The 26,372-nt window shown below is 68.7% G+C and carries 27 protein-coding genes and 2 pseudogenes; 20 read left to right on the top strand and 9 right to left on the bottom strand.

Features of this window, described 5'->3' with window-relative positions:
- Window positions 1-9: 9 nt before the first annotated feature.
- The 6 genes from lnt (at window position 10) to RMP09_RS22500 (ending at window position 7,558) form a co-directional block, all read left to right on the top strand.
- On the top strand, window positions 10-1,836 hold the full coding sequence (gene lnt / locus RMP09_RS22525) for an apolipoprotein N-acyltransferase (protein ID WP_310568210.1): 1,827 nt from the start codon (window positions 10-12) through the stop codon (window positions 1,834-1,836).
- 106 nt (window positions 1,837-1,942) lie between these two features.
- The gene (gene glyQ / locus RMP09_RS22520; RefSeq protein WP_310568209.1) at window positions 1,943-2,863 is read left to right on the top strand and encodes a glycine--tRNA ligase subunit alpha; all 921 of its coding nucleotides are present in this window, start codon (window positions 1,943-1,945) and stop codon (window positions 2,861-2,863) included.
- Between the two features lie 15 nt (window positions 2,864-2,878).
- Complete coding sequence (gene glyS, locus RMP09_RS22515; RefSeq protein ID WP_310568208.1) at window positions 2,879-5,023, top strand: glycine--tRNA ligase subunit beta; 2,145 nt, start codon at window positions 2,879-2,881, stop codon at window positions 5,021-5,023.
- 42 nt (window positions 5,024-5,065) lie between these two features.
- Window positions 5,066-5,686 carry a D-glycero-beta-D-manno-heptose 1,7-bisphosphate 7-phosphatase gene (gene gmhB, locus RMP09_RS22510; protein ID WP_310568207.1) on the top strand — a complete coding sequence of 207 codons (621 nt, stop codon included), beginning with the start codon at window positions 5,066-5,068 and terminating at the stop codon, window positions 5,684-5,686.
- A 34-nt stretch (window positions 5,687-5,720) separates the two neighbouring features.
- On the top strand, window positions 5,721-6,473 hold the full coding sequence (locus RMP09_RS22505; RefSeq protein ID WP_310568206.1) for a lysophospholipid acyltransferase family protein: 753 nt from the start codon (window positions 5,721-5,723) through the stop codon (window positions 6,471-6,473).
- Window positions 6,474-6,643: 170 nt separating this feature from the next.
- Window positions 6,644-7,558, top strand: coding sequence for a SprT family zinc-dependent metalloprotease (locus RMP09_RS22500; protein ID WP_310568205.1), 915 nt, complete (start codon window positions 6,644-6,646; stop codon window positions 7,556-7,558).
- Between the two features lie 58 nt (window positions 7,559-7,616).
- On the opposite strand, the gene RMP09_RS22495 is transcribed toward RMP09_RS22500, so the two are convergent.
- A complete protein-coding gene (locus RMP09_RS22495; RefSeq protein WP_409559773.1) occupies window positions 7,617-8,726 on the bottom strand; it encodes an HPP family protein in 1,110 nt (369 codons plus the stop codon).
- Between the two features lie 69 nt (window positions 8,727-8,795).
- Window positions 8,796-9,869 carry an MBL fold metallo-hydrolase gene (locus RMP09_RS22490; protein ID WP_310568204.1) on the bottom strand — a complete coding sequence of 358 codons (1,074 nt, stop codon included), beginning with the start codon at window positions 9,867-9,869 and terminating at the stop codon, window positions 8,796-8,798.
- Between the two features lie 122 nt (window positions 9,870-9,991).
- Here RMP09_RS22490 and RMP09_RS22485 point away from each other — a divergent pair, with 122 nt between their 5' ends.
- Window positions 9,992-10,399 (top strand): MerR family DNA-binding transcriptional regulator, encoded by a 408-nt coding sequence (locus tag RMP09_RS22485; RefSeq protein WP_310568203.1) that lies wholly within the window; start codon window positions 9,992-9,994, stop codon window positions 10,397-10,399.
- A gap of 31 nt (window positions 10,400-10,430) precedes the next feature.
- Window positions 10,431-10,790, top strand: a complete 360-nt coding sequence (locus RMP09_RS22480) for a DUF1304 domain-containing protein (protein WP_310568202.1) — start codon at window positions 10,431-10,433, stop codon at window positions 10,788-10,790.
- 15 nt (window positions 10,791-10,805) lie between these two features.
- Here RMP09_RS22480 and RMP09_RS22475 read toward each other — a convergent pair whose 3' ends face one another.
- Window positions 10,806-11,411 carry a YigZ family protein gene (locus RMP09_RS22475; RefSeq protein ID WP_310568201.1) on the bottom strand — a complete coding sequence of 202 codons (606 nt, stop codon included), beginning with the start codon at window positions 11,409-11,411 and terminating at the stop codon, window positions 10,806-10,808.
- Between the two features lie 102 nt (window positions 11,412-11,513).
- On the opposite strand from RMP09_RS22475, the gene RMP09_RS22470 reads away from it, so the two are divergent.
- The 7 genes and pseudogenes from RMP09_RS22470 (at window position 11,514) to RMP09_RS22440 (ending at window position 18,704) form a co-directional block, all read left to right on the top strand.
- Window positions 11,514-11,957, top strand: a complete 444-nt coding sequence (locus RMP09_RS22470; protein ID WP_310568200.1) for a PaaI family thioesterase — start codon at window positions 11,514-11,516, stop codon at window positions 11,955-11,957.
- Between the two features lie 27 nt (window positions 11,958-11,984).
- Window positions 11,985-13,005, top strand: a pseudogene (locus RMP09_RS22465) (acyl-CoA dehydrogenase family protein).
- A 52-nt stretch (window positions 13,006-13,057) separates the two neighbouring features.
- Window positions 13,058-13,714: a carbonate dehydratase gene (gene can / locus RMP09_RS22460; RefSeq protein ID WP_310568199.1), complete on the top strand. Its 657-nt coding sequence runs from the start codon at window positions 13,058-13,060 to the stop codon at window positions 13,712-13,714.
- Between the two features lie 14 nt (window positions 13,715-13,728).
- Complete coding sequence (gene aceK / locus RMP09_RS22455; RefSeq protein WP_310568198.1) at window positions 13,729-15,567, top strand: bifunctional isocitrate dehydrogenase kinase/phosphatase; 1,839 nt, start codon at window positions 13,729-13,731, stop codon at window positions 15,565-15,567.
- Window positions 15,568-15,682: 115 nt separating this feature from the next.
- On the top strand, window positions 15,683-16,873 hold the full coding sequence (locus RMP09_RS22450) for an acetyl-CoA C-acyltransferase (RefSeq protein WP_310568197.1): 1,191 nt from the start codon (window positions 15,683-15,685) through the stop codon (window positions 16,871-16,873).
- Window positions 16,873-17,541 (top strand): SDR family oxidoreductase, encoded by a 669-nt coding sequence (locus RMP09_RS22445; RefSeq protein ID WP_310568196.1) that lies wholly within the window; start codon window positions 16,873-16,875, stop codon window positions 17,539-17,541. Before RMP09_RS22450 ends, RMP09_RS22445 begins: the two co-directional genes overlap by 1 nt.
- 35 nt (window positions 17,542-17,576) lie before the next feature.
- Window positions 17,577-18,704 carry an acyl-CoA dehydrogenase family protein gene (locus tag RMP09_RS22440; protein WP_310568195.1) on the top strand — a complete coding sequence of 376 codons (1,128 nt, stop codon included), beginning with the start codon at window positions 17,577-17,579 and terminating at the stop codon, window positions 18,702-18,704.
- Window positions 18,705-18,836: 132 nt separating this feature from the next.
- Here the strand turns inward: RMP09_RS22440 and RMP09_RS22435 are convergent, their stop codons facing one another.
- Window positions 18,837-19,553 carry a glutathione S-transferase N-terminal domain-containing protein gene (locus tag RMP09_RS22435; protein WP_310568194.1) on the bottom strand — a complete coding sequence of 239 codons (717 nt, stop codon included), beginning with the start codon at window positions 19,551-19,553 and terminating at the stop codon, window positions 18,837-18,839.
- 84 nt (window positions 19,554-19,637) lie between these two features.
- Here RMP09_RS22435 and RMP09_RS22430 point away from each other — a divergent pair, with 84 nt between their 5' ends.
- Genes RMP09_RS22430 through RMP09_RS22420 form a run of 3 tightly spaced genes read left to right on the top strand, consistent with a single transcriptional unit; the run spans window position 19,638 to window position 20,966 of the window.
- Complete coding sequence (locus RMP09_RS22430; protein ID WP_310568193.1) at window positions 19,638-20,030, top strand: YchJ family protein; 393 nt, start codon at window positions 19,638-19,640, stop codon at window positions 20,028-20,030.
- Window positions 20,027-20,704 (top strand): HAD family phosphatase, encoded by a 678-nt coding sequence (locus tag RMP09_RS22425; protein WP_310568192.1) that lies wholly within the window; start codon window positions 20,027-20,029, stop codon window positions 20,702-20,704. The genes RMP09_RS22430 and RMP09_RS22425 overlap by 4 nt, the downstream gene beginning before the upstream one ends.
- A 16-nt stretch (window positions 20,705-20,720) precedes the next feature.
- The gene (locus RMP09_RS22420) at window positions 20,721-20,966 is read left to right on the top strand and encodes a hypothetical protein (RefSeq protein WP_310568191.1); all 246 of its coding nucleotides are present in this window, start codon (window positions 20,721-20,723) and stop codon (window positions 20,964-20,966) included.
- A 64-nt stretch (window positions 20,967-21,030) separates the two neighbouring features.
- Here RMP09_RS22420 and RMP09_RS22415 read toward each other — a convergent pair whose 3' ends face one another.
- The 5 genes and pseudogenes from RMP09_RS22415 to RMP09_RS22395 form a co-directional block, all read right to left on the bottom strand.
- The gene (locus tag RMP09_RS22415) at window positions 21,031-21,459 is read right to left on the bottom strand and encodes an SRPBCC domain-containing protein (protein ID WP_310568190.1); all 429 of its coding nucleotides are present in this window, start codon (window positions 21,457-21,459) and stop codon (window positions 21,031-21,033) included.
- Window positions 21,460-21,517: 58 nt separating this feature from the next.
- Entirely contained in the window at window positions 21,518-21,838 is a 321-nt protein-coding gene (locus RMP09_RS22410; protein ID WP_310568189.1) for a hypothetical protein, read from the bottom strand.
- Window positions 21,839-21,924: 86 nt separating this feature from the next.
- A pseudogene (locus RMP09_RS22405) lies at window positions 21,925-22,140 on the bottom strand (helix-turn-helix domain-containing protein); the annotation flags it as partial.
- Window positions 22,141-22,178: 38 nt separating this feature from the next.
- Complete coding sequence (locus RMP09_RS22400) at window positions 22,179-22,847, bottom strand: glutathione S-transferase family protein (RefSeq protein ID WP_310568188.1); 669 nt, start codon at window positions 22,845-22,847, stop codon at window positions 22,179-22,181.
- A gap of 69 nt (window positions 22,848-22,916) precedes the next feature.
- Complete coding sequence (locus RMP09_RS22395; RefSeq protein WP_310568187.1) at window positions 22,917-23,981, bottom strand: AraC family transcriptional regulator; 1,065 nt, start codon at window positions 23,979-23,981, stop codon at window positions 22,917-22,919.
- A 127-nt stretch (window positions 23,982-24,108) separates the two neighbouring features.
- Between RMP09_RS22395 and RMP09_RS22390 the strand changes: the two genes are divergently transcribed.
- Window positions 24,109-25,812, top strand: coding sequence for an AMP-binding protein (locus RMP09_RS22390; RefSeq protein ID WP_310568186.1), 1,704 nt, complete (start codon window positions 24,109-24,111; stop codon window positions 25,810-25,812).
- 13 nt (window positions 25,813-25,825) lie between these two features.
- Window positions 25,826-26,372: carboxyl transferase domain-containing protein (locus tag RMP09_RS22385; RefSeq protein ID WP_310568185.1), on the top strand; the 547-nt coding region annotated here is incomplete at its 3' end.

Below are 26,372 nucleotides of genomic sequence, written 5' to 3'. Positions count from 1 at the left end.
CTGGCCTCCATGCGCAGCCTGTTCGGCAACCTCCACACCCCGTCCACCTTCTCGGCCCTCAGCGGCCAGCCGCCCGGGCGCGAAGCCCGCGGCAGCGGGCCGCTGTGGTTCGTGCTGTGCCTGCTGGCCGGTGGCCTGCAGGCCGCGTCACTGGCCTGGCCCTGGCCGGCCTGGGTGCCGCCGGGCCTGAGCGCGGGCCAGCCCAGCGGCGCCTTGCAGATCGCCTCGCTCGCGGTGCTGGCGTGGGCCTTGCGCCACGTGCACCGGGTGGGGCAGGCGGCCTGGCGCGGCTGGGTGTTTGCCCTGGCCTGGCTGGCGGGCAGCTTCTGGTGGCTGTTCGTGTCCCTGCACACCTACGGCGGCCTGCCGGCCTGGCTGGCGGTGCTGGCCGTGCTGGCGCTGGCCGGCGCGCTGGCGCTGTACTACGCGCTGGCCGCGGGCCTGCTGGCGCTGTGGGCGCCGCGTTCGCGGGTGCAGCAAGGCCTGCTGTTCGCCGCGCTGTGGACCCTGGCCGAACTGCTGCGCGGGCGCTGGTTCACCGGCTTTCCCTGGGGCGCCGGGGGCTATGCGCAGGTCGACCTGATGGCCGCCTGGGCGCCCTGGGTGGGCGTCTACGGCATGGGGGCGGTGGCGGCCTTGCTGGCCTACAGCCTGGCGGTGTTGCTGCCGCACGGGCTGTCGGCCCTGTGGGCGCGCATGCTGCCCCGCTCGCGCGCGCCGGGTGCGCTGTTGTCTGCCCGCTGGTGGCCGCACACGGCGGCGGGCCTTGTGTCGCTGGCGCTGCTGGCCGTGCTGTGGGCCAGCGTGCTGGGGGGCGGTTTCTGGCGCGACCTGGGCCGGCGCGGCACCACCTCCAGCGGCCCGCTGCGCGTGTGGCTGCTGCAGGGCAACATCCCGCAGGACCAGAAGTTCGAACCCGGCACCGGCGTGGCCACCGCGCTGGCTTGGTATCCGCAGCAGCTGGCCGACGCGGTGCGGAGCGCCGGCGCCGCCAGGGCAGACGCGCCGCAGCTGGTGGTGGCGCCCGAGACGGCGGTGCCCCTGCTGCCGCAGCAGGCCGGGGCCGATTTCTGGCAACCGCTGCTGGCGCTGCTGGCCCGCCAGCCGCCCGGCCATCCCCCGGTGGCGGCCCTGCTGGGGCTGCCGCTGGGCAGTTTCGAGTCCGGTTACACCAATTCGGCCTGGGGCATCGCGCCCGAAGTGGCCAGTCGTGCCGCCGCCCGGCTGGCCGCTGCGCCCGATGCGCTGCCCGGCGAAGGCTTCCACCGCTACGACAAGCACCACCTGGTGCCCTTCGGTGAGTTCATTCCGCCGCTGTTCCGCTGGTTCACCGAGCTCATGAACATCCCGCTGGGCGACTTCAGCCGCGGCACCCTGGCACAGCCGGCCTGGGCCTGGGCCGGCCAGCGGGTGGCGGCCAACATCTGCTACGAAGACCTGTTCGGCGAGGAACTGGCCGCCGGTTTCACCGACGCCGCCACGGCGCCCACCGTGCTGGTCAACCTGAGCAACATCGGCTGGTTCGGCGACACCGTCGCCATCGACCAGCACCTGCAGATCTCGCGCCTGCGCGCGCTGGAGCTGGGGCGCCCCATGCTGCGCGCCACCAACACCGGTGCGACCGCGGCCATCGACCACCGCGGCGTGGTCACCCACCAGCTGCCGCGCCTGACCCGCGACCGGCTGGTGGCCCAGGTCGAGGGGCGCGAAGGCCTGACCCCTTACGCCCGCTGGGCCGGGCGCTGGGGCCTGTGGCCGGTCTGGGGGCTGTGCCTGTCCGTGGTGGCCGCCATCGTGGGCCTGCGCCGGCTGGCCCCGCGTGGCCGCCGCGGCTGAGCACGCGCCCCGTAAAATCCACCCTTTGCCCGGCGCGCCCTCTGGTGGCGGCCGTGTTCTTCCATCCAGAACCTCCGGGGTCCGCGCACGCGCGGGCCACACCCGCATGTTGACCTTCCAGCAAATCATCCTGACCCTGCAGTCCTATTGGGACCAGCAAGGCTGCGCCCTGCTCCAGCCCTACGACATGGAAGTCGGCGCCGGCACCAGCCACACCGCCACTTTTCTGCGCGCGCTCGGCCCCGAGCCCTGGAAGGCCGCCTACGTGCAGCCCAGTCGCCGCCCCAAGGACGGCCGCTACGGCGAGAACCCCAACCGCCTGCAGCACTACTACCAGTACCAGGTGGTGCTCAAGCCCGCACCCAGCAACATCCTGGAGCTGTACCTGGGCTCGCTCGAAGCGCTGGGCTTCGACCTGAAGAAGAACGACATCCGCTTCGTCGAAGACGACTGGGAAAACCCCACGCTCGGCGCCTGGGGCCTGGGCTGGGAGGTCTGGCTCAACGGCATGGAAGTCACGCAGTTCACCTACTTCCAGCAGGTCGGCGGCATCGACTGCAAGCCCATCACCGGCGAGATCACCTACGGCCTGGAGCGCCTGGCCATGTACCTGCAGGGCGTGGACAACGTCTACGACCTGGTGTGGACGAAGCGCGCCGACGGCTCCACGCTGAGCTATGGCGACGTCTACCACCAGAACGAGGTCGAGCAGTCGACCTACAACTTCGAGCACAGCGACGCCGACTTCCTGTTCACCGCCTTCGGTGCGCACGAGAAACAGGCCAAGCACCTGATCGAACAGCAGCTGGCGCTGCCGGCGTACGAACAGGTGCTCAAGTGCGCCCACAGCTTCAACCTGCTGGACGCACGCGGCGCCATCAGCGTGACCGAACGGGCCGCCTACATCGGCCGCATCCGCAACCTCGCGCGCGCCGTGGCCCAGAGCTACTACGAGAGCCGCGAGCGCCTGGGCTTCCCCATGGCGCCGCGCGAGTGGGTGGCACAGATCGAAAAGAAAGCCGCCTGAGCCGGAGCACCAAGAATGACAAACAAGAACCTCCTCGTCGAACTGTTTGTGGAAGAGCTGCCGCCCAAGGCGCTCAAGAAGCTGGGTGACGCGTTTGCCGGCGTGCTGTCCGACCAGCTCAAGGCCCAGGGCCTGGCCGCGGCCGATGCGGTGGTGACGCCGTTCGCCTCGCCGCGCCGCCTGGCCGCGCACGTGACGGCCGTGGCACCGCGCGCCGCCGACAAGGCCGTGTCGCAGAAGCTGATGCCGGTCAGCGTGGGGCTGGACGCCAGCGGCGCCCCCACGCCCGCGCTGCTCAAGCGCCTGGCGGGTCTGGGCGCCGACGCCTCGGCCGTGGCCGGCCTCAAGCGCGCCCTGGACGGCAAGGCCGAAGCCCTGTTTTTCGACAGCGTGCAGCCGGGCGTGGACCTGGCCGCTGGCCTGCAGAAGGCCCTCGATGAAGCGATTGCCAAGCTCCCCATCCCCAAGGTCATGAGCTACCAGCTCGAAACCGACTGCGAACTGCCCGGCTGGACCAGCGTGAACTTCGTGCGCCCGGCGCACGGCCTGGTCGCGCTGCACGGTGGCGACGTGGTGCCGGTCAAGGCCCTGGGCCTGAAGGCGGGCAACGCGACCCACGGTCACCGTTTTGAAGCGGCGGTCGATCCGGTGGTGTTGGCCGACGCCGATGCTTATGCCGCGACGCTGGCGAAGGACGGCGCGGTGATCGCCTCGTTCGCCGAGCGCAAGGCCGAGATCGCGCGCCAGCTGGCCGCGGCGGCCGCCCAGGTGGGCGGTGGCTGCCAGCCCATCGAAGACGACGCGCTGCTCGATGAAGTGACCGCCCTGGTCGAGCGCCCGAACGTGCTCATCTGCGAGTTCGAGAAACAGTTCCTCGACGTGCCGCAGGAGTGCCTGATCCTCACGATGAAGGCCAACCAGAAGTACTTCCCGCTACTGGACGCGCAGGGCAAGCTGACCAACCGTTTCCTGGTGGTCAGCAACATCAGCCCCGACGACGCGAGCGCCGTGATCGGCGGCAACGAGCGCGTGGTGCGCCCGCGCCTGGCCGACGCCAAGTTCTTCTTCGACCAGGACCGCAAGAAGACGCTGGAGAGCCGCGTGCCGGCCCTGGCCAAGGTGGTCTATCACAACAAACTGGGCACGCAGGGCGAACGCATGGAGCGCGTGGAGGCGATCGCTCGTGAGATTTCTCGTCAGCTCATGGAGCAAGGTGTCGAAGGTGTTTTTGATGGCAACGTTGGTAACGCAGCCATGTTGGCCAAGACAGACCTGCTGACCGACATGGTGGGCGAGTTCCCCGAGCTGCAGGGCATCATGGGTGGCTACTACGCGCGCCACGACGGCCTGTCCGAAGACATCGCGTTTGCGATCGAAGACCACTACAAGCCGCGCTTCTCGGGCGATGAACTGCCGCGCAATATCACGGGTTTGGTGGTGGCGCTGGGCGACAAGCTGGAGACGCTGGTGGGCATGTTCGGCATCGGCAACCTGCCGACCGGCGACAAGGACCCATTTGCGCTGCGCCGCCATGCGCTGGGTGTGATCCGGATGCTGGTTGAGAAAAATTTGCCCCTCAGTGTCGACTCGTTGACTCGGATCGGAGCAGCAGAATTTAATGGGGTCGCTGGGTTTGAGTACGGGCGGGCCGTCAACGAATTGCAGGACTTCATCTACGACCGCCTGGCCGGTGGCCTGCGCGAGCAGGGCGCGAGCGCACAGGAAGTGGACGCCGTGCTGGCCCTGCGCCCGCAGCGCCTGGCCGACGTGGCCCAGCGCCTGCAGGCTGTGCGCGCCTTCGCCGCGCTGCCCGAAGCGCCTGCGTTGGCCGCGGCCAACAAGCGCATCGGCAACATCCTCAAGAAGTCCGAAGGCGAGGGCGCCGCGGTCAACCCGGCGCTGTTGGTGGAGCCGGCCGAGAAAGACCTCTACGCCGCCATGCAGGCCACCGTGCCGGCCGCCACCGCCCAGTTCGACGCGGGCGACTACACCGCCAGCCTGCAGGCCCTGGCCGCGCTGCGCACGCCGGTCGACGCCTTCTTCGACGGCGTGATGGTGAATGCCGACAAGGCTGAGCTCAAGGCCAACCGCCTGGGGCTGCTGAAGTCGCTGCACGAAGCCATGAACCGCGTCGCCGACTTGTCGCGCCTCGCGGCCTAAGCCGTACGATCAGGCCGTCACGGACCCCAGAAGGAGCACCGCATGAAACTGCTGATCCTCGACCGCGACGGCACGCTCAACCGCAGCCGCGACGATTACGTGGCCTCGGCCGACGAGTGGGAGCCGCTGCCCGGCGCGCTGGAGGCCGTGGCCCGCTTGAACCACGGTGGCTGGCGCGTGGTGCTGGCCACCAACCAGAGCGGCATCGGGCGCGGCATGTTCGACATGGTTTCGCTCAACGCCATCCACGCCAAGATGCACCGCTCGCTGGCGGCGGTGGGCGGTCGGGTCGATGCGGTGTTCTTCTGCCCGCACGCGCCCGAAGACGCCTGCACCTGCCGCAAGCCGTCGCCGGGGCTGTTCGAGCAGATCGGCGCACGTTTTGGCGTGCCGCTGGACGAGGTGCCCGCCGCCGGCAACGCCCTGCGCCATGTGCAGGCCGCGGCCGTGGCCGGCTGCCCCACCCACCTGCTGATGACCGGCAAGTCCGAACACCTGCGCGGACAGGTGGACACGCTGCTGCCGCAGGCCCCGCCTTCCACCGCGCTGCTGGGCCTGCCGCCCGGCACCTGCCTGCACGCCGACCTGGCGGCCTTTGCCGACTGGCTGCTGGCGCAGGACCCGACCGCCGACGCCCGCGCCTCGGGCCTGGCGCCGCTGTGACGCGCCGCCGCACCGAACCCTTTTTCTGCACGCCATGAACTTCATCCGCTCCGTTCTCCATCTGCTGTTCATGGCCGTCACGGTGATCCCGTGGGCCCTGGCGGTGGTGATCGCCGCCCCCTTTCTCAACAGCTCGCAGATTTACTGGATGTGCGCCGGCTGGCTCAAGCTCGCGGTCAACAGCGGCACGGTGATCCTGGGCATCCGCAACCAGGTCATCGGCTATGAGAACCTGCCGGTGGGCACGACTGCACCGGCGGTGCTGCTGGTCAAGCACCAGTCGCTCTGGGAGACCTTCAGCATGGCGGCGCTGATGCCGCACCCGCTGGCCTTCGTGTTCAAGAAAGAGCTGCTGAAGGTGCCGTTCTTTGGCTGGGCCATGGCGCGCATGGACATGATCCACATCGACCGTGCCGACGGCGCGCGCGCCTTCGTCAAGGTGGTGCAGCAGGGCCAGCGCCTGCTCGACCAGGGCACCTGGGTCATCATGTTTCCCGAGGGCACGCGCATCCCGCGCGGCGAGAAGGGCGCCTACAAGACCGGCGGCACGCGGCTGGCGATCCGCACCGGCGCGCCGGTGATCCCGGTCGCCGTGACCTCGGCCAAGTGCTGGCCGCGCAAGGCCTTCATCAAAAAACCGGGCACGGTCGAGTTCTCGATCGGCAAGCCCATCCCCAGCGTGGGCCGTGAGCCCGACGAGCTGATGCGCGAGGTGGAAAACTGGATCGAGACCGAGATGCGGCGCCTCGACCCCACGGCTTACCCCGCAGAAGCCGCCAAGGCCTGAGAGGCTGAGAGGAAATCGGTCATGCCCGCCTTGGCGCCCCAAAACCCCGCCTGCGGCGTTGCAAATGCGCGCCGTAGCCCGAGCTACGGCTGTGCTTTGCGCCTTGCCGGCCGTGCTTCGGGACGCCCTTTCGGGCTCGCCCCATTCCCTCCCAGCCTCTGAGCCCGCCCATGCAGCGCTTTGTGCAACTGGCGCTCGACTTCCTGACCGGCCCGGAGCCGGTGGTGCCCGCGCCCCGGCCGGCCGGCCCGCGCGCCGTGGCCCCACGCCCGCCGGCCGACGCCACCGCCGTGCCCGCCGAGCCGCTGAGCGCGGTGTTCCAGCCCGGCACCTGGCACCACCCGCGCGCCAACCGCCTGCTCAAGCTGGGGCACTGCGAGGTGGCCTACGAGTTCAAGCGCGGCAAGCGCCGCACCATCGGCCTGACGGTCAACCCCGACGGCCTCACCGTGAGCGCGCCTCGCTGGACGCCGCTGGGCGAGGTGGAGGCGCTGCTGCACGACAAGGCCGACTGGGTGCTGGAGAAACTGCGCAGCGCCCGCGAACGGGCCCAGGCGCTGGACCGCGCGCGCACCGTCTGGGCCGACGGCGCCGAATGTGGTTACCTGGGCCAGACCCTGCGCCTGGTGCTGGACCCGGCGCACCGCTTCACCCAGGCCGGCGCCGAGCTGTGTGCCCCGGGGGACGACGGCGTGGCCCTGCTGCGCCTGGCCCTGCCCGCCCAGGCCACCGAGGCTCAGATCCGCGACGTGGCCCAGGCCTGGCTGATGCGCCAGGCCAAGCGCGTGTTCGCCGAACGGCTGGCGCAGTTCGCGCCCCAGCTGGGCGTGCGGTACAAGACCCTGCGCCTGTCCAGCGCCGGCACGCGCTGGGGCAGCGCCAGCGCCGACGGCACCATCCGCCTGAACTGGCGGCTGATCCACCTGAGCCTGGAGATGGTGGACTACGTGGTGGTGCACGAGCTCAGCCACCTGCGTCACATGGACCACAGCCCGCAGTTCTGGGACGTGGTGGCCAGCGTGATGCCCGATCACCTGCAGCGCCGCCAGGCGCTCAAGCGGGCGGCGGTGCCACTGGGCGACTGAACCGGCCTGACCGGCCTGACGGGTCCGGTCTCGCGGTCGGCCGGCACCCGGTCTGAGGTCAGCGCGCGGGCGGGCCGCTGAACAGGGTCGCCACCACGTCGGACTGGGTGATCATGCCGACCACGCGCCGCCGCTCGTCGACCACCGGCATGTGGTGCAGGCCGCGGTCGGAGAACAGGCCGACCAGATCCCCGATCGGCTGCTCCGGCCGCGCCGCCCGGACCTTGCGGGTCATGATGTCCTCGACGTACCGGGCCGTGCTCATGACCGGCACGCGGCGCGGGTCCGGTGCGCTGTGGCCGATGAAGAAGTCGTGCAGCGAGACGATGCCGGCGAGCACGCCCTCGCCGTCGACCACCGGCAGCGCCTTGATCTTGTGGTGGGCCAGCCGTGCCCAGGCCTCGTCGACCGAGTCGCGCGGCCCGATGCTCACCACGTCGCGCGACATGATGTCGCTGCAGCGCACGTCGCTCCAGCGCCGCTGGCTGGCGAGCTCCTGGGCCCTGACCAGGATCTCTTCCAGGTCCTGCGGGCTGATGTCGAGCAGGGCGCCCTGGCCGGTCAGCGCGCGGGTGAGGTCGTCGTGCGTGAAGCCCAGGCGGTGGCTGGGCAGCGGGTCGCTGGTGTGGTGCGGCTGCGCGCTGGCGTGGTGCGGGTAGCGGCGGCCGGCGAGGTGGTTGAACAGCAGGCCCGTGAGGACCATCAGGCCCGCGTTGGTCGCCACCGGCCAGAGCGCGTAGTGAAAACCCAGCTGCGCCACCACCGGCCCGCCGAGCACGGCCGTGATCGCCACCGCGCCGCCGGGCGGGTGCAGGCAACGCAGCGCGAACATGGCGCCGATCGCCAGCGCGCCGGCCACGCCAGCGGCCAGGCCGGTGTGACCGAGCAACAGTGCGCAGGCCACGCCCACCAGGGCCGAGATGGTGTTGCCCCCCACAAGGGACCAGGGCTGCGCGAGCGGGCTGGCCGGCATCGCGAACAGCAGCACGGCGGACGCGCCCATGGGGGCGATGAACCAGGGGTTGAGCGTGCCCAGCGCGATCCGGCTGGACCACTCGGTGGCGAACAGGCCGATGCCGGCGCCCACGACGCCGAGCAGCATTTCCCGACGGCTGACGCTGAGCGGGGCGGGAATGAAGCTGCGAAGCCAGGGCGGAATGCGGTGCACGCGAGAAGATGGTTGGCGCGGGGTCGGCCATTGTAGAAACCCCGCGGCGCCGGGCGGCGGATGTCCCGATCAGGTCTGGGGGCTGAAGCGCCAGACGCCGTCGGCACCACGCGAACGCACCAGCGTCCCCGCGAACCACAGCCGGTGCAGGTGGGCCACCGCTTCGCCCATGGCGAAGGTGCTCTGGTGCAGGTCCAGCGCGCGGGTGAACAGCACGGGCAGGATGTCGAAGGCGCTGCAAGGCCGTTGCGCGCAGGCGGCCTGCACCTCGGCCAGGCGGTCGGCGTGGTGGTCCTGCAGCTGGCGGATGCGTTCGTGCAGGCCGGTGAAGGGCTTGCCGTGCGAGGGCAGCACCAGCGTGGCCTCGGGCAGGGGCAGGTAGCGCTCCAGCGAATCGAGGAACAGGGTCAGCGGGTCGCTCTCGGGCTCCATGTCGTACACGCTCACGTTGGTGCTGATGCGCGGCAGCACCATGTCGCCGCTGATCAGCACCTGCAGGTCGTCGCAGTACAGCGCCATGTGTTCCGGCGCGTGGCCGTAACCGGCGATGCAGCGCCAGCCGCGCCCGCCGATGGCGACGGTCTGGCCGTCGAGCAGGCGGTGGTAGCTGGGCGGCACGCCCGGCACCATGCTGGGGTAGTAGCTGGCGCGACCGCGGATCTTCTCCTGCACCTCGGGATCGGTCATGCCGTGGGCGGCGAAGAAATCGGCCGCGCCGGCGCCGCCAAAACCGGTGGTGCTCTGCGAGCCGATGCGGGCCGAGTTGTAGTCCGTTGCGCTGACCCAAAGCCTGCAGTCCCACCGCTCGCACAGCCACTGTGCCAGGCCGATGTGGTCCGGGTGCATGTGCGTGACGATCACGCGCAGCACGGGCAGGCCCTCCAGTTCGTGGGCGAAAATCTGCTCCCACTGTGCCTTGGCCTCGTCGCGGCTGATGCAGCAGTCCACCACCGTCCAGCCCTCGCGGCCGTCCAGCGTGTCGCGCAGCAGCCAGAGGTTGATGTGGTCCAGCGCGAACGGCAGGCCCATGCGGATCCATTTCACGCCCGGCGCCACCGCCAGCGTGCGGCCGGGCTCGGGCAGGGCATCGCCCAGCGGGTAGTGCAGGCGGGCTTCGAGCGCGTTCTTGGTGGGGGCGGTCATGCGGGGCTGGCCTTCCGGGTGGGTTCCGTTAAACTGACGTTGACGTAAACGTCAAGCTGCACGCATTCTAGGGATCGATCCCGGCAGCCGCTGTCCGCAAGCCGACAAGTCCTTCAAATCCCATGGCGACCCCACAGACCTACACCATCAGCGACCTCGCGCGCGAGTTCGACCTGACCACGCGCGCCATCCGCTTCTATGAAGACATGGGGCTGATCCAGCCCCAGCGCGAGGGGCCCGGCGGCCGCAACCGCGTCTACAGCGCGCGCGACCGCACGCGCCTGAAGCTCACGCTGCGCGCCAAGCGCCTGGGCCTGAGCCTGACCGAGGCGCGCGACATCATCGACATGTACGACAGCCCGCGCGACACCGGGCCGCAGCTGCGCAAATTCCTCACCGTGCTGGCCGACCACAAGCGCCAGCTCGAAGACCAGCTGGCCGACCTGATGGCCAACCTCGACGAGGTGAAGGTGCACGAGAAGGAAGCGCGGACCCTGCTGGCCAAGGTGGAAAAGGCTGGCAAGGCCTAGACTCACGGCCACCGCCCCTTCGGAGCCGCCCATGAGCCTCGTCGCCACCGCCATCGTCGCCCTGCTGGCCCTGATCCACGTCTACATCCTGGTGCTGGAGATGTTCCTCTGGGACACGCCCAAGGGCCGCAAGGCCTTCGGCCTGACCCCCGAGTTCTCCGCCGCGAGCAAGGTGCTGGCGGCCAACCAGGGCCTCTACAACGGGTTCCTGGCGGCCGGCCTGTTCTGGGGCCTGTGGCTGGGGGCCGAAGGCTTCGGCGTGAAGGTCTTCTTCCTCGCCTGCATTCTGGTGGCGGGCCTGTACGGCGCGGCCACCTCCAGCCGCAAGATCCTGTTCATCCAGGCCGTGCCCGCGGCGCTGGGGCTGCTGGCGCTGTTCCTCTCGCGTTGAGTCCGGGCCTGGGCGTCAGCCGTTGTCGGTGTCGGCTGCGTCCAGCCACACCACCTGGCCCTGGGTGGCGTCGTTGAGGCGTGCCACCAGCGCGGCGGCCTTGCCTTCGGGCAGTTGCAGGTGCACGGTGACACCTTCGCCGTGCGCGGCGTCCAGCAGCCGGGCGCCGTGGGCAGGCAGTTCGCGGCGCAGCCAGCCTTCCAGTGCATAGGGCAACACGCAGCGCAGGGTGGTCTGCCGGATGACGGGCACTTTCTCGGCCTTGAGCAGCGCCTGCGCCACGCTGTCGGTGTAGGCGCGCACCAGTCCGCCTGCGCCCAGCGGCGTGCCGCCGTAGTAGCGCACCACGGTGGCCAGCACACCCTCCAGGTCCTGGTGGCGCAGCACCTCCAGCATGGGCCGGCCAGCGGTGCCGCCGGGTTCGCCGTCGTCGTTGGCCGCCGACTGGCCGCCCGCCATCAGCGCCCAGCACACGTGCGTGGCCGAGGGGTGTTCGGCGCGCAGCGCGGCCACGCGGGCCCGCGCGGCCGCGCGGTCGGGCACGGCTTCAACACAGCCGATGAAGCGGCTTTTTTTGATGGTCAGGTCGCTGTGGACCGGGGCTTGCAGGGCGTAAGGCATGGGCGTTTGAGCATAGCCCGAGCGCGTCAGGATGGACCCGCACTTGCCGCGCCGCCGCGGTGTCGGTCATAATTGACGTTTACGTAAACGTAAATCAAATCCATGACCCAGTCCACCGACCAAGAAGCCCTGCGCCAGCGCGTGCAGACCAGCCTGGACCGCCAGGGGATGATGCAAGCGCTCGGTGTGCGCCTGCTGGCCGTGGCGCCCGGCACCGTGACGCTGGCGCTGCCGTATTCGGACCGCGTGACGCAGCAGCAGGGTGGTTTCCATGGCGGCGCCATGGGCGCGCTGGCCGACATCGCCGGGGGCTACGCGGCGCTGACCGTGGCGCCCGAGGGCATGGAGGTCACGACGGTGGAATACAAGATCAACTTCCTCGCGGCCTTCCAGGGCGGCGAGCTGCAGGCCACGGGCCGCGTGACCAAGGCCGGCAAACGCATCATCGTGACCACAGCCGAAGTGGTGCACCTGGCGGCCGACGGGAAACGGTCGGACTGCGCCGTGATGCAGCAGACCCTGGTGCCCGTGCCCAAAACCTATTGAACTTCCCATGCTCAACGGAGACAACACATGACCAACCTGCCCGGCCTCAATTTCCAGCTCGGTGAAGACATCGACGCCCTGCGCGACGCGGTGCGCGACTTCGCCCAGGCCGAGATCGCCCCGCGCGCCGCCGAGATCGACAAGAGCGACCAGTTCCCGATGGACTGCTGGCGCAAGATGGGCGATCTGGGCGTGCTCGGCATCACCGTGCCCGAGCAGTACGGCGGCGCCAACATGGGTTACCTGGCCCACATGGTGGCGATGGAAGAAATCAGCCGCGCCAGCGCCTCGGTGGGCCTGAGCTACGGCGCGCACAGCAACCTGTGCGTGAACCAGATCAACCGCAACGGCACGCCCGAGCAGAAGGCCAAGTACCTGCCCAAGCTGATCAGCGGTGAACACGTGGGCGCGCTGGCCATGAGCGAACCCGGCGCCGGTTCGGACGTGATCAGCATGAAGCTCAAGGCCGAAGACAAGGGCGGTTATTACCTGCTCAACGGCAACAAGATGTGGATCACCAACGGCCCCGACGCCGACACCCTGGTGGTCTACGCCAAGAGCGAGCCCGAGATGGGCGCGCGCGGCGTGACGGCCTTCCTGATCGAGAAGGGCATGCCCGGCTTCAGCATCGCGCAGAAGCTCGACAAGCTGGGCATGCGGGGCAGCCACACGGGCGAGCTGGTGTTCCAGAACGTCGAGGTGCCGGCCGAGAACATCCTGGGCGGCCTGAACATGGGCGCCAAGGTGCTGATGAGCGGCCTGGACTACGAACGCGCCGTGCTCACCGGCGGGCCGCTGGGCATCATGCAGTCGGTCATGGACAACGTGATCCCCTACATCCACGACCGCAAGCAGTTCGGCCAGAGCATCGGCGAGTTCCAGCTGGATGGCGGGCGAGGGCGTGCAGATCTACGGCGGCAACGGCTACATCAACGAGTACCCGCTGGGCCGCCTGTGGCGCGACGCCAAGCTGTACGAGATCGGTGCCGGGACCTCGGAAATCCGTCGCATGCTGATCGGCCGCGAGCTGTTCGCGGAAACCTGCTGAATGCAAGGCCCTGGCGTGGTGCTGGTTCGTGTCGCCTAGGTAACATCGCCGCATGAGCAACACCATCCAGACCCTGATCGACAACAACCGCCGCTGGGCCGCCGAGACCGAGCGCGACCGGCCCGGCTATTTCACCCAGCTGGCGCAGCAGCAGACCCCCAAGTACCTGTGGATCGGCTGCTCCGACAGCCGGGTGCCGGCCAACCAGATCACCGGCCTGGAACCGGGCGAGGTGTTCGTGCACCGCAACGTGGCCAACGTGGTGGTGCATTCGGACCTGAACGCGCTGTCGGTGATCCAGTTCGCGGTCGAGTACCTCAAGGTCGAGCACATCCTGGTGGTGGGCCATTACGGCTGCGGCGGCGTGCTGGCCACGCTGCGCGGCGCGCGCGTGGGCCTGGCCGACAACTGGCTGCGCCATGTGCACGACGTGAAGATGCGCCACCGCAAGCGCCTGGACCACCTGCCCGTGGCGGTGCAGGAAGACGTGCTGTGCGAGATGAACGTGATCGAGCAGGTGGGCAACGTGGCGCTGACCAATGTGCTGCAGGACGCCTGGGCGCGCGGCCAGAAGGTGTCGGTGCACGGCTGGTGTTATGGCCTCAAGGACGGTCTGGTGAAAGACCTGGGTGTGAGCATCACCAACCGCGAGGAAGTCATGCCGGTCTTCCGTGGTGCACTCAAGCGCTACCCGCGCGCCGAAACCTGAGGCGCTGACAGGCCATGTTCCCCCAGCGGCTGGACTCGACCGTGGCCTTTGACATCGCGAAGGCGATGATGGATGGCTTCAACCGCCACTACCGGCTGTTCCGCTCCGAGTCCGCGCGTGCCAAGCACCGCTTCGAGACGCGCGACTGGTCGGCCCAGCAGCGCGCCCAGCGCGAGCGCATCGAGTTCTACGACCTGCGGGTCAACGAATGCGTCAAGCGGCTGCACAAGGAATTCAAGGCCGACGCGCAGCCGATGGAGGTGTGGGAACAGGTCAAGCTGCTCTACATCGGCCTGCTGGTAAACCACCACCAGCCCGAGCTGGCCGAGACCTTCTTCAACTCGGTCACGACCAAGATCCTCAAGCGCGCCTACTTCCAGAACGACTTCATCTTCGTGCGCCCGGCGGTCTCGACCGAGTACATAGAAAACGACGAACGCGGCGCGCTGCCCACCTACCGCAGCTACTACCCGACGCAGGCCAGCCTGCTGGCCGAGGTGCGGCGCATGATCGAGGACTTCGACCTGCGCGTGCCCTACGACGACCTCGGGCGCGACGCGGCCCTGGTGCTCGACGCCATGCGCCGCCATTTCGACCACCACAAGCTGCGCGCCAACTGCCAGATCCAGGCGCTCTCGGGCCTGTTCTACCGGAACAAGGGCGCCTACGTGGTCGGCAAGATCATCAACGGCTTCCAGGAAGTGCCGTTCGCGCTGCCCATCCTGCACAACGAAAACGGGCGTCTCGTCATCGACGCCGCGCTGTTCGGCGAAGACGACCTGCTGATGCTGTTCAGCTTCGCGCGCGCCTATTTCATGGTCGACATGGAGGTGCCCAGCGCCTACGTGCAGTTCCTGCGCAGCCTCATGCCGCGCAAGCCGCGCGCCGAGTTCTACAACGCGCTGGGCCTGGCCAAGCAGGGCAAGACGCTGTTCTACCGCGACTTCCTGGCGCACATGCGCCACAGCACCGACCAGTTCCGCATCGCACCTGGCATCAAGGGCATGGTCATGCTGGTGTTCGACCTGCCGAGTTTTCCCTTTGTGTTCAAGGTCATCAAGGACTACTACCCGGCGCAGAAGGACACCACACGCGAGCAGATCCGCGGCAAGTACCTGCTGGTGAAACAGCACGACCGCGTGGGCCGCATGGCCGACACGCTGGAGTTTTCCGAAGTGGGGTTCCCGCGTGCGCGTTTCACCGACGAGCTGATCGCCGAGATCCAGAAGTTCGCGCCCAGCCAGCTGGAGATCAGCGACCGCGACGGCGACGGCACCACCGAGGTCGTCCTCAAGCACTGCTACATCGAGCGCCGCATGATCCCGCTCAACATCTACCTGCAGGAGGCCTTCGACACGCTGCAGGCCAAGAGCGGCGCGGACGACGGGGCGCTGGCGCGCGCGCGCGAGCAGCTCACACGCGCCGTGGTCGAGTACGGCAACGCCATCAAGGACCTGGTGGCCGCCAACATCTTCCCGGGCGACATGCTGTGGAAGAACTTCGGCATCACGCGCCACGGCAAGGTCGTGTTCTACGACTACGACGAGATCGAATACATCACCGACTGCCATTTCCGCCGCGTGCCACCGCCGCGCAACGAAGAAGACGAGATGAGCGGCGAGGTCTGGTACGCGGTGGCGAAGAACGATGTCTTCCCCGAAACCTTTGGCCCCTTCCTGCTGGGCAACCCGATGGTGCGCGAGGTGTTCATGCAGCACCACGCCGACCTGCTGGACGCCGCCTTCTGGCAGCGCCACAAAGAACGCATCGCCGCCGGCCATGTGTACGACGTGTTTCCCTACGAGCGCGACCGGCGCTTCCATGTGCAGGCCGGCAAGGAATTGCTGAACTGACATGGCCCCCACGCTCCGCCGTTTCATGGGTCGCTGCCCCCCGAGGGGGAGCGATTCAAGCTTGGGGCGGCCCGGCACTTGAATCCACTTTCCAACCGAACCAGGAGAACTGAGCATGAGCAACACCACCGATCCCGTCGTCATCGTCGGCGCCGCCCGCACCCCCATGGGTTCGTTCCAGAGCGACTTCGCGTCCCAGTCCGCCCACGACCTGGGCGGCGTCGCGATCAAAGCCGCGGTCGAGCGCAGTGGCGTGGACAAGGCCCTCGTCGACGAGGTGCTGTTCGGCAACTGCCTGATGGCCGGCCAGGGCCAGGCGCCCGCGCGCCAGGCCGCGCTCAAGGGCGGGCTGCCGCTGTCGGCCGGCGCGGTGACGCTGTCCAAGATGTGCGGCTCGGGCATGAAGGCCACCATGCTCGCGCACGACATGCTGCTCGCCGGCAGCGCCACCGTGATGGTGTCGGGCGGCATGGAGAGCATGACCAACGCGCCCTACCTCATGCTCAAGGGCCGCGGCGGCTACCGCATGGGCCACGACAAGATCTACGACCACATGATGCTCGACGGCCTGGAAGACGCCTACGAAGCCGGCCGCAGCATGGGCACCTTCGGCGAAGACTGCGCCGCCAAATACAGCTTCACCCGCGAGCAGCAGGACGCCTTCGCCATCGCCTCGGTGACGCGCGCCAAGGCCGCGACCGAGAGCGGTGCCTTCTCCAAGGAAATCGCGCCCGTGACCGTGAAAGACCGCAGCGGCGAGCGCGTGGTGTCGGTGGACGAGGGCCCGGGCAAGGTCAAGCTCGACAAGGTCACCAGCCTCAAGCCCGCGTTCAAGAAGGACGGCACCATCACCGCCGCCTCGTCGTCGTCCATCAACGACGGCGCCGCCGCGCTGGTGCTGATGCGCGAATCGACCGCGAAGGCCCAGGGCCTCAAGCCGCTGGCGCGCATCGTGGCCCACGCAACCCACGCGCAGGAACCCAACTGGTTCGCCACCGCCCCCGTGGGCGCCACGCAGAAGCTGCTGGCCAAGACCGGCTGGGCCGTGGGCGACGTGGACCTGTGGGAAATCAACGAAGCCTTCGCCGTCGTGCCGATGGCGCTGATGACCGAGCTGGCCATCCCGCATGAGAAGGTCAACGTCAACGGCGGCGCCTGCGCGCTGGGCCACCCCATCGGCGCCAGCGGCGCGCGCATCCTGGTGACGCTGCTGCACGCCTTGCAGGCGCGTGGCGGCCAGAAGGGCGTGGCGACGCTGTGCATCGGCGGTGGTGAAGCCACCGCCCTCGCGATCGAACTGGTCTGATGGCCACCGTCCTCGTCATCGGCGCCTCGCGCGGCATCGGCCTGGCGTTCGTGCGCCAGTACCGCGAAGCGGGTCACCGCGTGATCGCGACCGCGCGGGACGACGAGGGGCTGGAGCGCCTGCGCGACCTGGGCGCCGAAACGCTGCGCGTGGATGTGGCGCAGCCGGCCAGCGTGAGCGGCCTGTCGTGGCAGCTCGATGGTGTGGACATCGACGTGGCGCTGTACGTGGCCGGGGTGATCGACCGCGGCAACGCGACCTCGCCGCCCACGCAGCAGGCCTTCGACGCCGTTATGCACACCAACGTGCTGGGGCTGATGCAGGTGCTGCCGCAGGTCATGTCCATGGTCGAAGCGGCGGGCGGCGTGTTCGCCGCGCTCTCCAGCAGCATGGCGCAGATCGGTCCCGTCAGCGGCAGCAACAGCTGGCTCTACCGCGCCAGCAAGGCCGCGCTGAACATGGCGGTGAGCAGCGCACGCTTTGACTACCCGGCGGCCTTGCTGGTGGTGCTGGACCCGGGCTGGGTGCAGACCGACATGGGGGGCGCCAGCGCGCCGCTGACGGTCGACGCCAGCGTGCGCGGCCTGCGCACCGTGCTGGCCGGCCTGACCGCCGAAGACAACGGCCGCCTCATCCACCACGACGGCCGCCGTGCCGCGTCGTGGTGATCCCCCACCACACACAACAACACAAGCGAGACAAGATGCTGCTGACCCAAGACCAGGAAATGATCCGCGACGCCGTGCGCAGCTTCGCGCAGGAACAGCTGTGGCCCCGCGCCGCGCGCTGGGACAAGGAACACCACTTCCCCAAAGACGTGCACAAGGGCCTGGCCGAACTCGGCGCCTACGGCATCTGCGTGCCCGAAGAACTGGGCGGCGCGGGGCTGGACTACCTGACGCTTGCGCTGGTGCTGGAAGAGATCGCCGCCGGTGACGGCGGCACCAGTACCGCCATCAGCGTAACCAACTGCCCCTACAACGCCATTCTCATGATGTACGGCACACCCGCGCAGCAGCAGCAGTGGCTGGTGCCCGCGGCGCGCGGCGACATCCTGGGCGCCTTCTGCCTGACCGAACCGCATGTGGGCTCCGACGCGTCGGGCATGCGAACCACGGCGGTGCGCGAGGGCGACGAATATGTCATCAACGGCGTCAAGCAGTTCATCACCTCGGGCAAGAACGGCCAGGCCGCGGTGGTGATCGCCGTGACCGACAAGGGCGCCGGCAAGAAGGGCATGAGCGCCTTCATCGTGCCCACGGACAACCCGGGCTGGCAGGTCGCGCGGCTGGAAGACAAGGTCGGCCAGCACAGCAGCGACACGGCGCAGATCAACTTCGACAACTGCCGTATCCCGGCCGACAACCGGATCGGCCAGGAAGGCGAGGGCTACAAGATCGCGCTGAGTGCGCTCGAAGGCGGGCGCATCGGCATCGCGGCGCAGAGCGTGGGCATGGCCCGCAGCGCGCTGGACGTGGCCATTGCCTACGCCAAGGAGCGCCAGAGCTTCGGCACCGCCATCTTCAACCACCAGGCCGTGGGCTTTCGCCTAGCCGAATGCGCGACGAAGCTGGAAGCCGCGCGGCAACTCATCTGGCACGCAGCCGCCCTGCGTGACGCCGGCCGGCCCTGCCTGAAAGAAGCCGCCATGGCCAAGCTGTTCGCCAGCGAGACCGCCGAACAGGTCTGCTCGGCCGCCATCCAGACCCTGGGCGGCTACGGCTATGTGAACGACTTTCCGGTCGAGCGCATCTGGCGCGACGTGCGCGTCTGCCAGATCTACGAAGGCACGAGCGACGTGCAGAAGATCATCATTGCACGGGGGTTGTAACCCTCTGCGCCGCGAGATTCGGCCCACCCCCGCCGCGCTGCGCGCGACCCCCTCAAGGGGGCGGCACGGGCGGCCCGGCAAAGCCGGTTCCGCGGTGCCTTCGGTGTGGGGCACGTCGCTCGCGGGGCCTCTTCAGTTCGGCGCGGCCGGAATCGTCAGCCCTTTGGCCACCGCGGGCCGTGCCACAAAGGCCGCCACCACCCGCTGCACTTCGGTGAACTCGGCGTAGCCCACCAGGTCGCCGGCCTTGTAGCGCTCCACCAGGTTGCGCACCCAGGGCCAGATCGCGATGTCGGCGATCGTGTACTCGTCGCCCATGATCCAGTCGCGGCCCTTCAGGCGCTGGTTCAGCACGCCGAGCAGGCGCATGGATTCGGCGGTGTAGCGGTCGCGCGGGCGTTTGTCCTCAAAGTCCTTGCCGCCGAAGATGGTGAAGAAACCCACCTGGCCGAACATCGGGCCGACGCCGCCCATCTGGAACATCAGCCACTGCAGCGTCTCGTAGCGGCGCGCCGGGTCGGCGGGCAGGAACTTGCCCGTTTTTTCGGCCAGGTAAACCAGGATCGCGCCCGACTCCCACAGCGCCAGCGGCTGGCCGCCGGGGCCGTTCGGGTCCAGGATGGCCGGGATCTTGTTGTTCGGGTTCAGCGACAGGAACTCGGGTGTGAACTGGTCCTGCGCGTCGAAGCTCACGCGGTGCACCTCATAGGGCAGGCCACATTCCTCCAGCATGATCGACACCTTCACGCCGTTGGGCGTGGGCAGGCTGTAGAGCTGCAGCCGGTCCGGGTGCTGGGCGGGCCATTTGTGGGTGATGGGGAAAGCGAACAGGTCGGTCGTGTCGGTCATGGCGCTCCTGGCGTGGTGGGTGTTGGGACGGGCCATACCCTAGCACCGCCGCGCGGTGCTGGCCCGGCCCGCTACGATCGGCCCATGAACACCGAATGCCCTTGCGGCCGGCGCGATGCGCGCGGCCGCCCCGTGGTGTATGCCGACTGCTGCGGCCGCTACCTGGACCACAACACCCCCGCGCCCGACGCCGAACACCTCATGCGCTCGCGCTACAGCGCCTTCGTGCGCGAGCGGGTCGATTACCTGCGCAGCAGCTGGCACGCCAGCACCCGCCCGGCCGACCTGACGCTGGAGCCCGGTGTGAAGTGGCTGGGGCTGGAAGTGAAGCGCCATCGCGTCATCGACGCCGACCATGCCGAAGTCGAATTCGTTGCGCGTTCGCGCGTGGGCGGCCGTGGCCAGCGCCTGCACGAGATCAGTCGTTTTGTGCGCGAAGGCGGGCGCTGGTGCTATGTCGACGGAGACCTGACATGAGCGTGAAGTTTGAAGCCGCCCGATTTGATGCGGTCCTTTTCGACTGCGACGGCGTGCTGGTGGACAGCGAACCCATCACCAACGGCGTGCTGCGCCAGATGCTCAACGAAGCCGGCTGGGCGCTCAGCCAGGCCGAGTGCGAGCGCATCTTCATCGGCAAGGCGGTGCGCGACGAACGCGCCCGCATCGAACAGGAAACCGGCCAGCCGCTGACCGAAGACTGGATGCGCGCCTTCTACGCCCGGCGCGACCAGCGCCTGCGCGCCGAACTCAAGGCCATGGACGGCGCGCTCGACGCCGTCATCGCCGCCCACCGCCACACCGGCGGCCGCATCGCCTGCGCGTCCGGTGCCGACAAGGCCAAGGTCGTGATGCAGATCCAGATGGCCGGCATGTCCCCGTACTTCGAAGACCGCATCTTCAGCGGCCACGACCTGCCGCGCTCCAAGCCCGCGCCCGACGTGTACCTGGCCGCCGCCGCGCACGTGGGCATCGCACCCGCGCGCTGCCTGGTCATCGAAGACACCGCGACCGGTGTGCGCGCCGGGCTGGATGCTGGGGCCACGGTCTGGGGCTACTGCCCGGCCGGGCATGGGCGGGCGTTTGAGGGGCTGCCGGTGGCGCGGGTGTTCCGGCACATGGATGAACTGGCCGCGGCGCTGCACACCGGCTGATCCGGAAACCGATTTCATGACCCGGCTGCAACGCGCCAAGGCCCCGTTCGTGCAGCGCCCGTTGGGCAGCCTGCTGGTGGCAGCCTTGCTGGCTGCGATGGCCCTGCTGTTCGAGTTTGACGTGTTCCCACCCGCACAGAAATACGGGCCCTGGCACAACAGCGTGATGGCGGTGCTGTCGGGCGCGGTGGCGGCGTTCTTCGGCTGGTGCGCGCGCGAAGGATTTCAGCAGCGCGCACGCGATCCGCAACGGAGGTGGTAAGAACACAGTGCTTGTGCCGGTGCCTTGCAGCAGGCGCAGGGCTGGGTATCCCTGGCGCGAGACCTCAATCGGGGTTCTTGCTGTTCTCTCGGCTGGCCAGCACGTGCCGACCGAAGTTGTCAAGGATGGCCTGCCACCCGCCGCGCTGTTGGTCTTCGGAGTGGGTGTCTTCGGCATCGAAAGTCACCTTCACCGTGACACCGGTCGGCCCTGCCGAGAACTCGACTTGACCGACCCTGTCGCCAAACCGGTACTCGATGAGTGTGGGCGCTTCGACCTTCGTGTACACACCTGCAAAGTCGAAACCGAATGAACCGTCCTTGGCTTCCATTCGCGAGGAGAACGTACCGCCCACGCGCAGATCGACCGAGGAGGCCGTGGTGTGCCAGTCCGGGGAGGCCGTGTTCCAGACCTTGATGTCCTCCGGTGAGTTGTACAAGCGCCAGACCTCCGCAATCGGGGCTGCGATGACGGTGGAAACAATGATCTTCATGGGCACTCCGGGTAAACAGGTGGCTAAATTTTCCACGGGGACAGGGTCGATTGAAGGCTCAGGCACCGTGTAGACGCCAACCCGCGTACACAAAAGGTGCCACAGCAGCCGCGGCGAGATACGTTGCCGTGGCCACCGAGGGCCTGAATTCCGGACCACTCGTGCGGACGAACATCAGAAAAGGGATGAGTGGCCAGAAGGCACACACGACAACAATTTCGCTGCTGGTTTTACCAAGTGACGGACTGGTCCCGATGGTGTGAGTCAGCAGTGCAAGCCGTGCGTACAGTGCACCCGTCGCGAGAACCACCCATCCCTGGGGCGTGTGCAGAACTGGCCCGCGCAGGAGTTCGGTGATGGGGCGGTGGTCGAAGTTCATAGGGCCTGACGTACTGTACCCACGCAGGCGCATCTGTGTTGTTGAAGCGCATTGGCCTTCGCCGAGCAATGGAAAAACCGCACCGGTCAGGTCCTGGCTCGCCACTCCCCCGGCGTTACCCCCGTCCAGCCTTTGAACGCGCGGATGACGCTCTTCTCGTTCTGAAACCCCGCCGCCTCGGCCACCTGCTTGACCGGCCTTGCGCTGCGCTGCAGCAGGTCCACGGCACGCTCGCGGCGCACCTCGTCCTTCAGCGCCTGCAGCGTGGCGCCGTCTTCTTTCAGCGGCCGGCACCGCGTGCGGGCCAGCGCTGGTTGCCCTGTTCGGTCGTGTGGATGACTCAGAGCCGCAGGTCGGGCGATGGTGTGGGGTCCACCTGCTGGGCCATTGCCGCATCCCGCTCCACCCGCAGGGCGTGCTGGAAGGCGGGGCGGTCTTGCAGCCGCTGCCAGTAGGCGGCGACGGCCGGGGGGAACTGGGCATCCAGGCCCAGGTGGCGGGCCAGCACCAGCGCGTAGCCCACGGCCACGTCGGCGGCGGTGAAACGGCCGGCGCACAGGTGTGCGTTGTGCTGCACGGCGGCGTCCACCGCGCGCAGCCGGGCCAGGAACCAGCGCGCGTAGTCGGCGGCCACCTGAGGCTGCAGGCGCTCGGGCGGCTCGAAGTGGGTGTAGCGCAGCACCAGTGTCTGCGGAAAGGTGAGCGTGGCGTCGCTCATGTGCAGCCAGTTCAGGTAGGCACCAAAGGCCGGTTCGTCGGCCCGCACGTCGAGCCCGCCCGGGCTGTGGCGCGTGGCCAGGTACTGGCACATGCCGGCCGATTCGGTCATGCGGGTGGCGCCGTCTTCCAGCAGGGGCACGGTGCCCAGCGGGTTCAGGTTGAGGTAGGGCCGGGCGTGCACGCGGGGCGGAAAGGGCAGCATGCGCAGTTCGTAGGGCAGGCCCAGCTCTTCCAGCATCCACAGGGGACGCAGGGAACGGGCGCTGACGCAGTGGTGCAGAACGATCATGGGTGGGCTCCGGGAGGACTCTGCAGTCTAGGCAGACCCCGGCCCGCAGGGCGCCATCGGGGTTGCAGATCAGGCCAAGGGTGGGGCCTGGCGGCGGAAGTCCGCGGGCGACTGCCCGGTCCAGCCCTTGAACGCTCGGATGAAGCTCTTCTCGTTCTGGAAGCCGGCCGCCTGCGCCACCAGCTTGATGGGGCGCTGGGTGCGCAGCAGCAGTTCGATGGCGCGCTGCTGGCGCACCGCGTCTTTGAGCGCCTGCAGCGAGGCGCCTTCATCCTTCAGCTGCCGATGCAGGGTGCGGGCCGATGTGTGCAGCAGGGCGGCCAGGTCGTCGGCGTTGTGGGCGGCCAGCGGCTGGTGGCGCAGCACCTGGCGCACCCGCTGCACCAGCAGGCGGTCGCGCCGGTAGGCGTGCACCGTCAGGGGCAGGGCGCGCTGCAGCATCTGGTTCATGGCCGCTTCGTCGCGCTGGATCGGCAGGGCCAGGTACCGCGCATCGAAGTGGATCGCGGTCTGGTCCGCTTCGAACTGCGTGGGGCCGTCGAACAGCACCGCGTAGGCCTCGGCGTGCGCCGGCGCGGCAAACGGAAAGCTCGCGCCCAGCAGCGGGATGCGCGAGTCGATGAACCAGCAGGCCAGGCCGTGGATGTTGCGCAGCACCGAGACCAGGCAGAACTCGCGCAACACGCCCTCGGGGCCGAGCGGGCGGTGTTCGTCGATGACGATGCTCGCCGTGTCGCCCGCGGTCCGCAGCGACAGGCTGATGTCGTCGGCCAGCAGGTGGTGGTGGCGGCACCAGCGCTTGAGCGCCACGCCCAGCGTAGGCGCCGACAGCGAGGCCCGCGCGAGCATGCCGTAGCTGCCCCACGGCAGGGCGCGGCCAAACCAGCCCAGGGCTTCGTCGTCCAGTCCTTGCATGGCGGCGCCCGAGAGGGTTTCCATTTGCGCAGCGGTGATGCGTGCGCCGGCATCGGTCACTTGGTCTGGCGGAATCTGTGCCTGCTCCAGCGCCTGTGCCGGGCTCAGGCCCCGCTGCCGGTAGGCGGTCACGATGGCCTGCACGAACGCCATGGGCGTGACCGCCCGGTCGCTGCGGCGGTCGGGCGGGCTGTGCGCGGTTGTTCGGGGGCTTGGCATGGCGTGAGTGTGCATGATGGGTGGCGCGATTTGCAACCATTCTGGCAAGCGGGGTCGGTGGGGGCGGCCTAAGCTTGCGCCTGCAGTCCGGTGCGAGCCGCCGCCCGGAACCCCAGGAGACAAGCCCATGAACACCCCACTGAGCCAGTCCGCCGGCCGCACCGACGTGCCGCTGATCGAGCAGACCATCGGCGCCTTCTTCAACGCCATGGCCGCGCGCCACCCGCAGCGCGAGGCGCTGGTGAGCGTGCACCAGGGGCGGCGCTACAGCTACGCCGGGCTGGCGGTCGAGGTGGACCGGCTGGCGAGCGCGTTGCTGGGCCTGGGCCTGCAGCCGGGCGACCGCATCGGCATCTGGTCGCACAACAACGTCGAATGGGTGCTGATGCAGCTGGCGACCGCCAAGGTCGGTCTGGTGCTGGTGAACATCAACCCGGCCTACCGCACGGCCGAACTCGAATACGCGCTCAACAAGGTGGGCTGCCAGGCGCTGGTGGCCATGGCGCAGTTCAAAACCAGCGGCTACCTGGGCATGCTGCGCGAGCTGGCGCCCGAGCTGGCCACCTGTGCGCCCGGCGCGCTGCAGGCGGCGCGCCTGCCCGCGCTGCGCACCGTGGCCTGGATCGACGTGGCGGGTGAGGGCGCCGAGCAGCCGGGCATGCTGCGCTTTTCCGAGCTGCTGGCGCGCGGTCAGGTGGGCGATGCGCGGGTGGCGCAGGCGGCGGCAGGGCTGTCGCCGAACGACCCGATCAACATCCAGTTCACCAGCGGCACCACGGGCTTCCCCAAGGGCGCGACGCTGACCCACCGCAACATCCTGAACAACGGCTTCTTCATCGGCGAGTGCATGAAGCTCACGCCGGACGACCGGCTGTGCATCCCCGTGCCGCTGTACCACTGCTTCGGCATGGTGCTGGGCAACCTGGCCTGTTTCACGCACGGCAGCACCGTGGTCTACCCCAGCGATGCGTTTGACCCGCTGGCCGTGTTGCAGGCGGTGCAGGACGAAAAGTGCACCGGCCTGCACGGCGTGCCGACCATGTTCATCGCCGAGCTGGACCACCCGCGCTTTGCCGAGTTCGACCTGCACACCTTGCGCACCGGCATCATGGCCGGCTCGCCCTGCCCGATTGAGGTGATGAAGCGGGTGCAGGCCGACATGCACATGCGCGAGGTGACCATCGCCTATGGCATGACCGAGACCAGCCCGGTGAGCTGCCAGAGCAGCACCGACACGCCACTGGACAAGCGCGTGGCCACGGTGGGCCTGGTGCAGCCGCACCTGCAGATCAAGATCGTCAATCCCGACACCGGCGAAACGGTCCCGCGCGGTGAGCGAGGCGAGTTCTGCACCAAGGGCTATTCGGTGATGCACGGCTACTGGGGCGACGCGGCCAAGACGCAAGAGGCCATCGATGCCGACGGCTGGATGCACACCGGCGACCTGGCCACCATGGACGCCGAGGGTTACGTCAACATCGTCGGTCGCATCAAGGACATGGTGATCCGTGGCGGCGAAAACATCTACCCGCGCGAGATCGAAGAATTCCTCTACCGCATGCCGCAGGTGCAGGACGTGCAGGTGGTCGGCCTGCCCGACCCGAAGTACGGCGAAGAGCTGTGCGCCTGGATCGTGGTCAAACCTGGCCAGAGCCTGAACGAGGACGCCGTGCGCGCCTTCTGCAAGGGCCAGATCGCGCACTACAAGGTGCCGCGCTACATCCGCTTCGTCGAGGCTTTCCCGATGACCGTGACCGGCAAGATCCAGAAGTTCAGAATCCGCGATGCGATGAAGGACCAGCTGGGGCTGGACGAAGCGAAAACCGCCTGACCGAGAGAACCACATGCCCGCACTCGATACCCAACTCAACGCCCGCTCCGCCGACTTCCAGGCCAACGCCGCCGCCATGCGCGCCGTGGTCGACGACCTGAAGGCGCAGATCGACAAGGCCACCTTCGGCGGCGGTGAAGCCGCTCGCGCCAAGCACACCGCGCGCGGCAAGCTGCTGCCGCGGGACCGCGTGCAGATGCTGCTGGACCCGGGCACCCCCTTCCTCGAACTGAGCCCGCTGGCGGCGATGGGCATGTACCCCGACCGCGACGGCAGCGACAGCGCGCCCTGCGCCGGCGTCATCGCGGGCATCGGCCGGGTGAGCGGTGTGGACTGCATGATCGTCTGCAACGACGCGACGGTGAAGGGCGGTACCTACTACCCGCTGACCGTCAAGAAGCACCTGCGCGCGCAGGAAGTGGCGCAGCAGAACCAGCTGCCCTGCATCTATCTGGTGGACTCGGGTGGCGCCAACCTGCCGAACCAGGACGAGGTCTTCCCCGATCGCGACCACTTCGGCCGCATCTTCTTCAACCAGGCCAACATGAGCGCGCAGGGCA

Origin of the sequence: Hydrogenophaga sp. (assembly GCF_031426985.1) — a bacterium.
GTDB lineage: Bacteria > Pseudomonadota > Gammaproteobacteria > Burkholderiales > Burkholderiaceae_C > Hydrogenophaga.
Note: the sequence above shows the minus strand (reverse complement) of the source record. Positions and strands in the feature narration are given on the sequence as shown.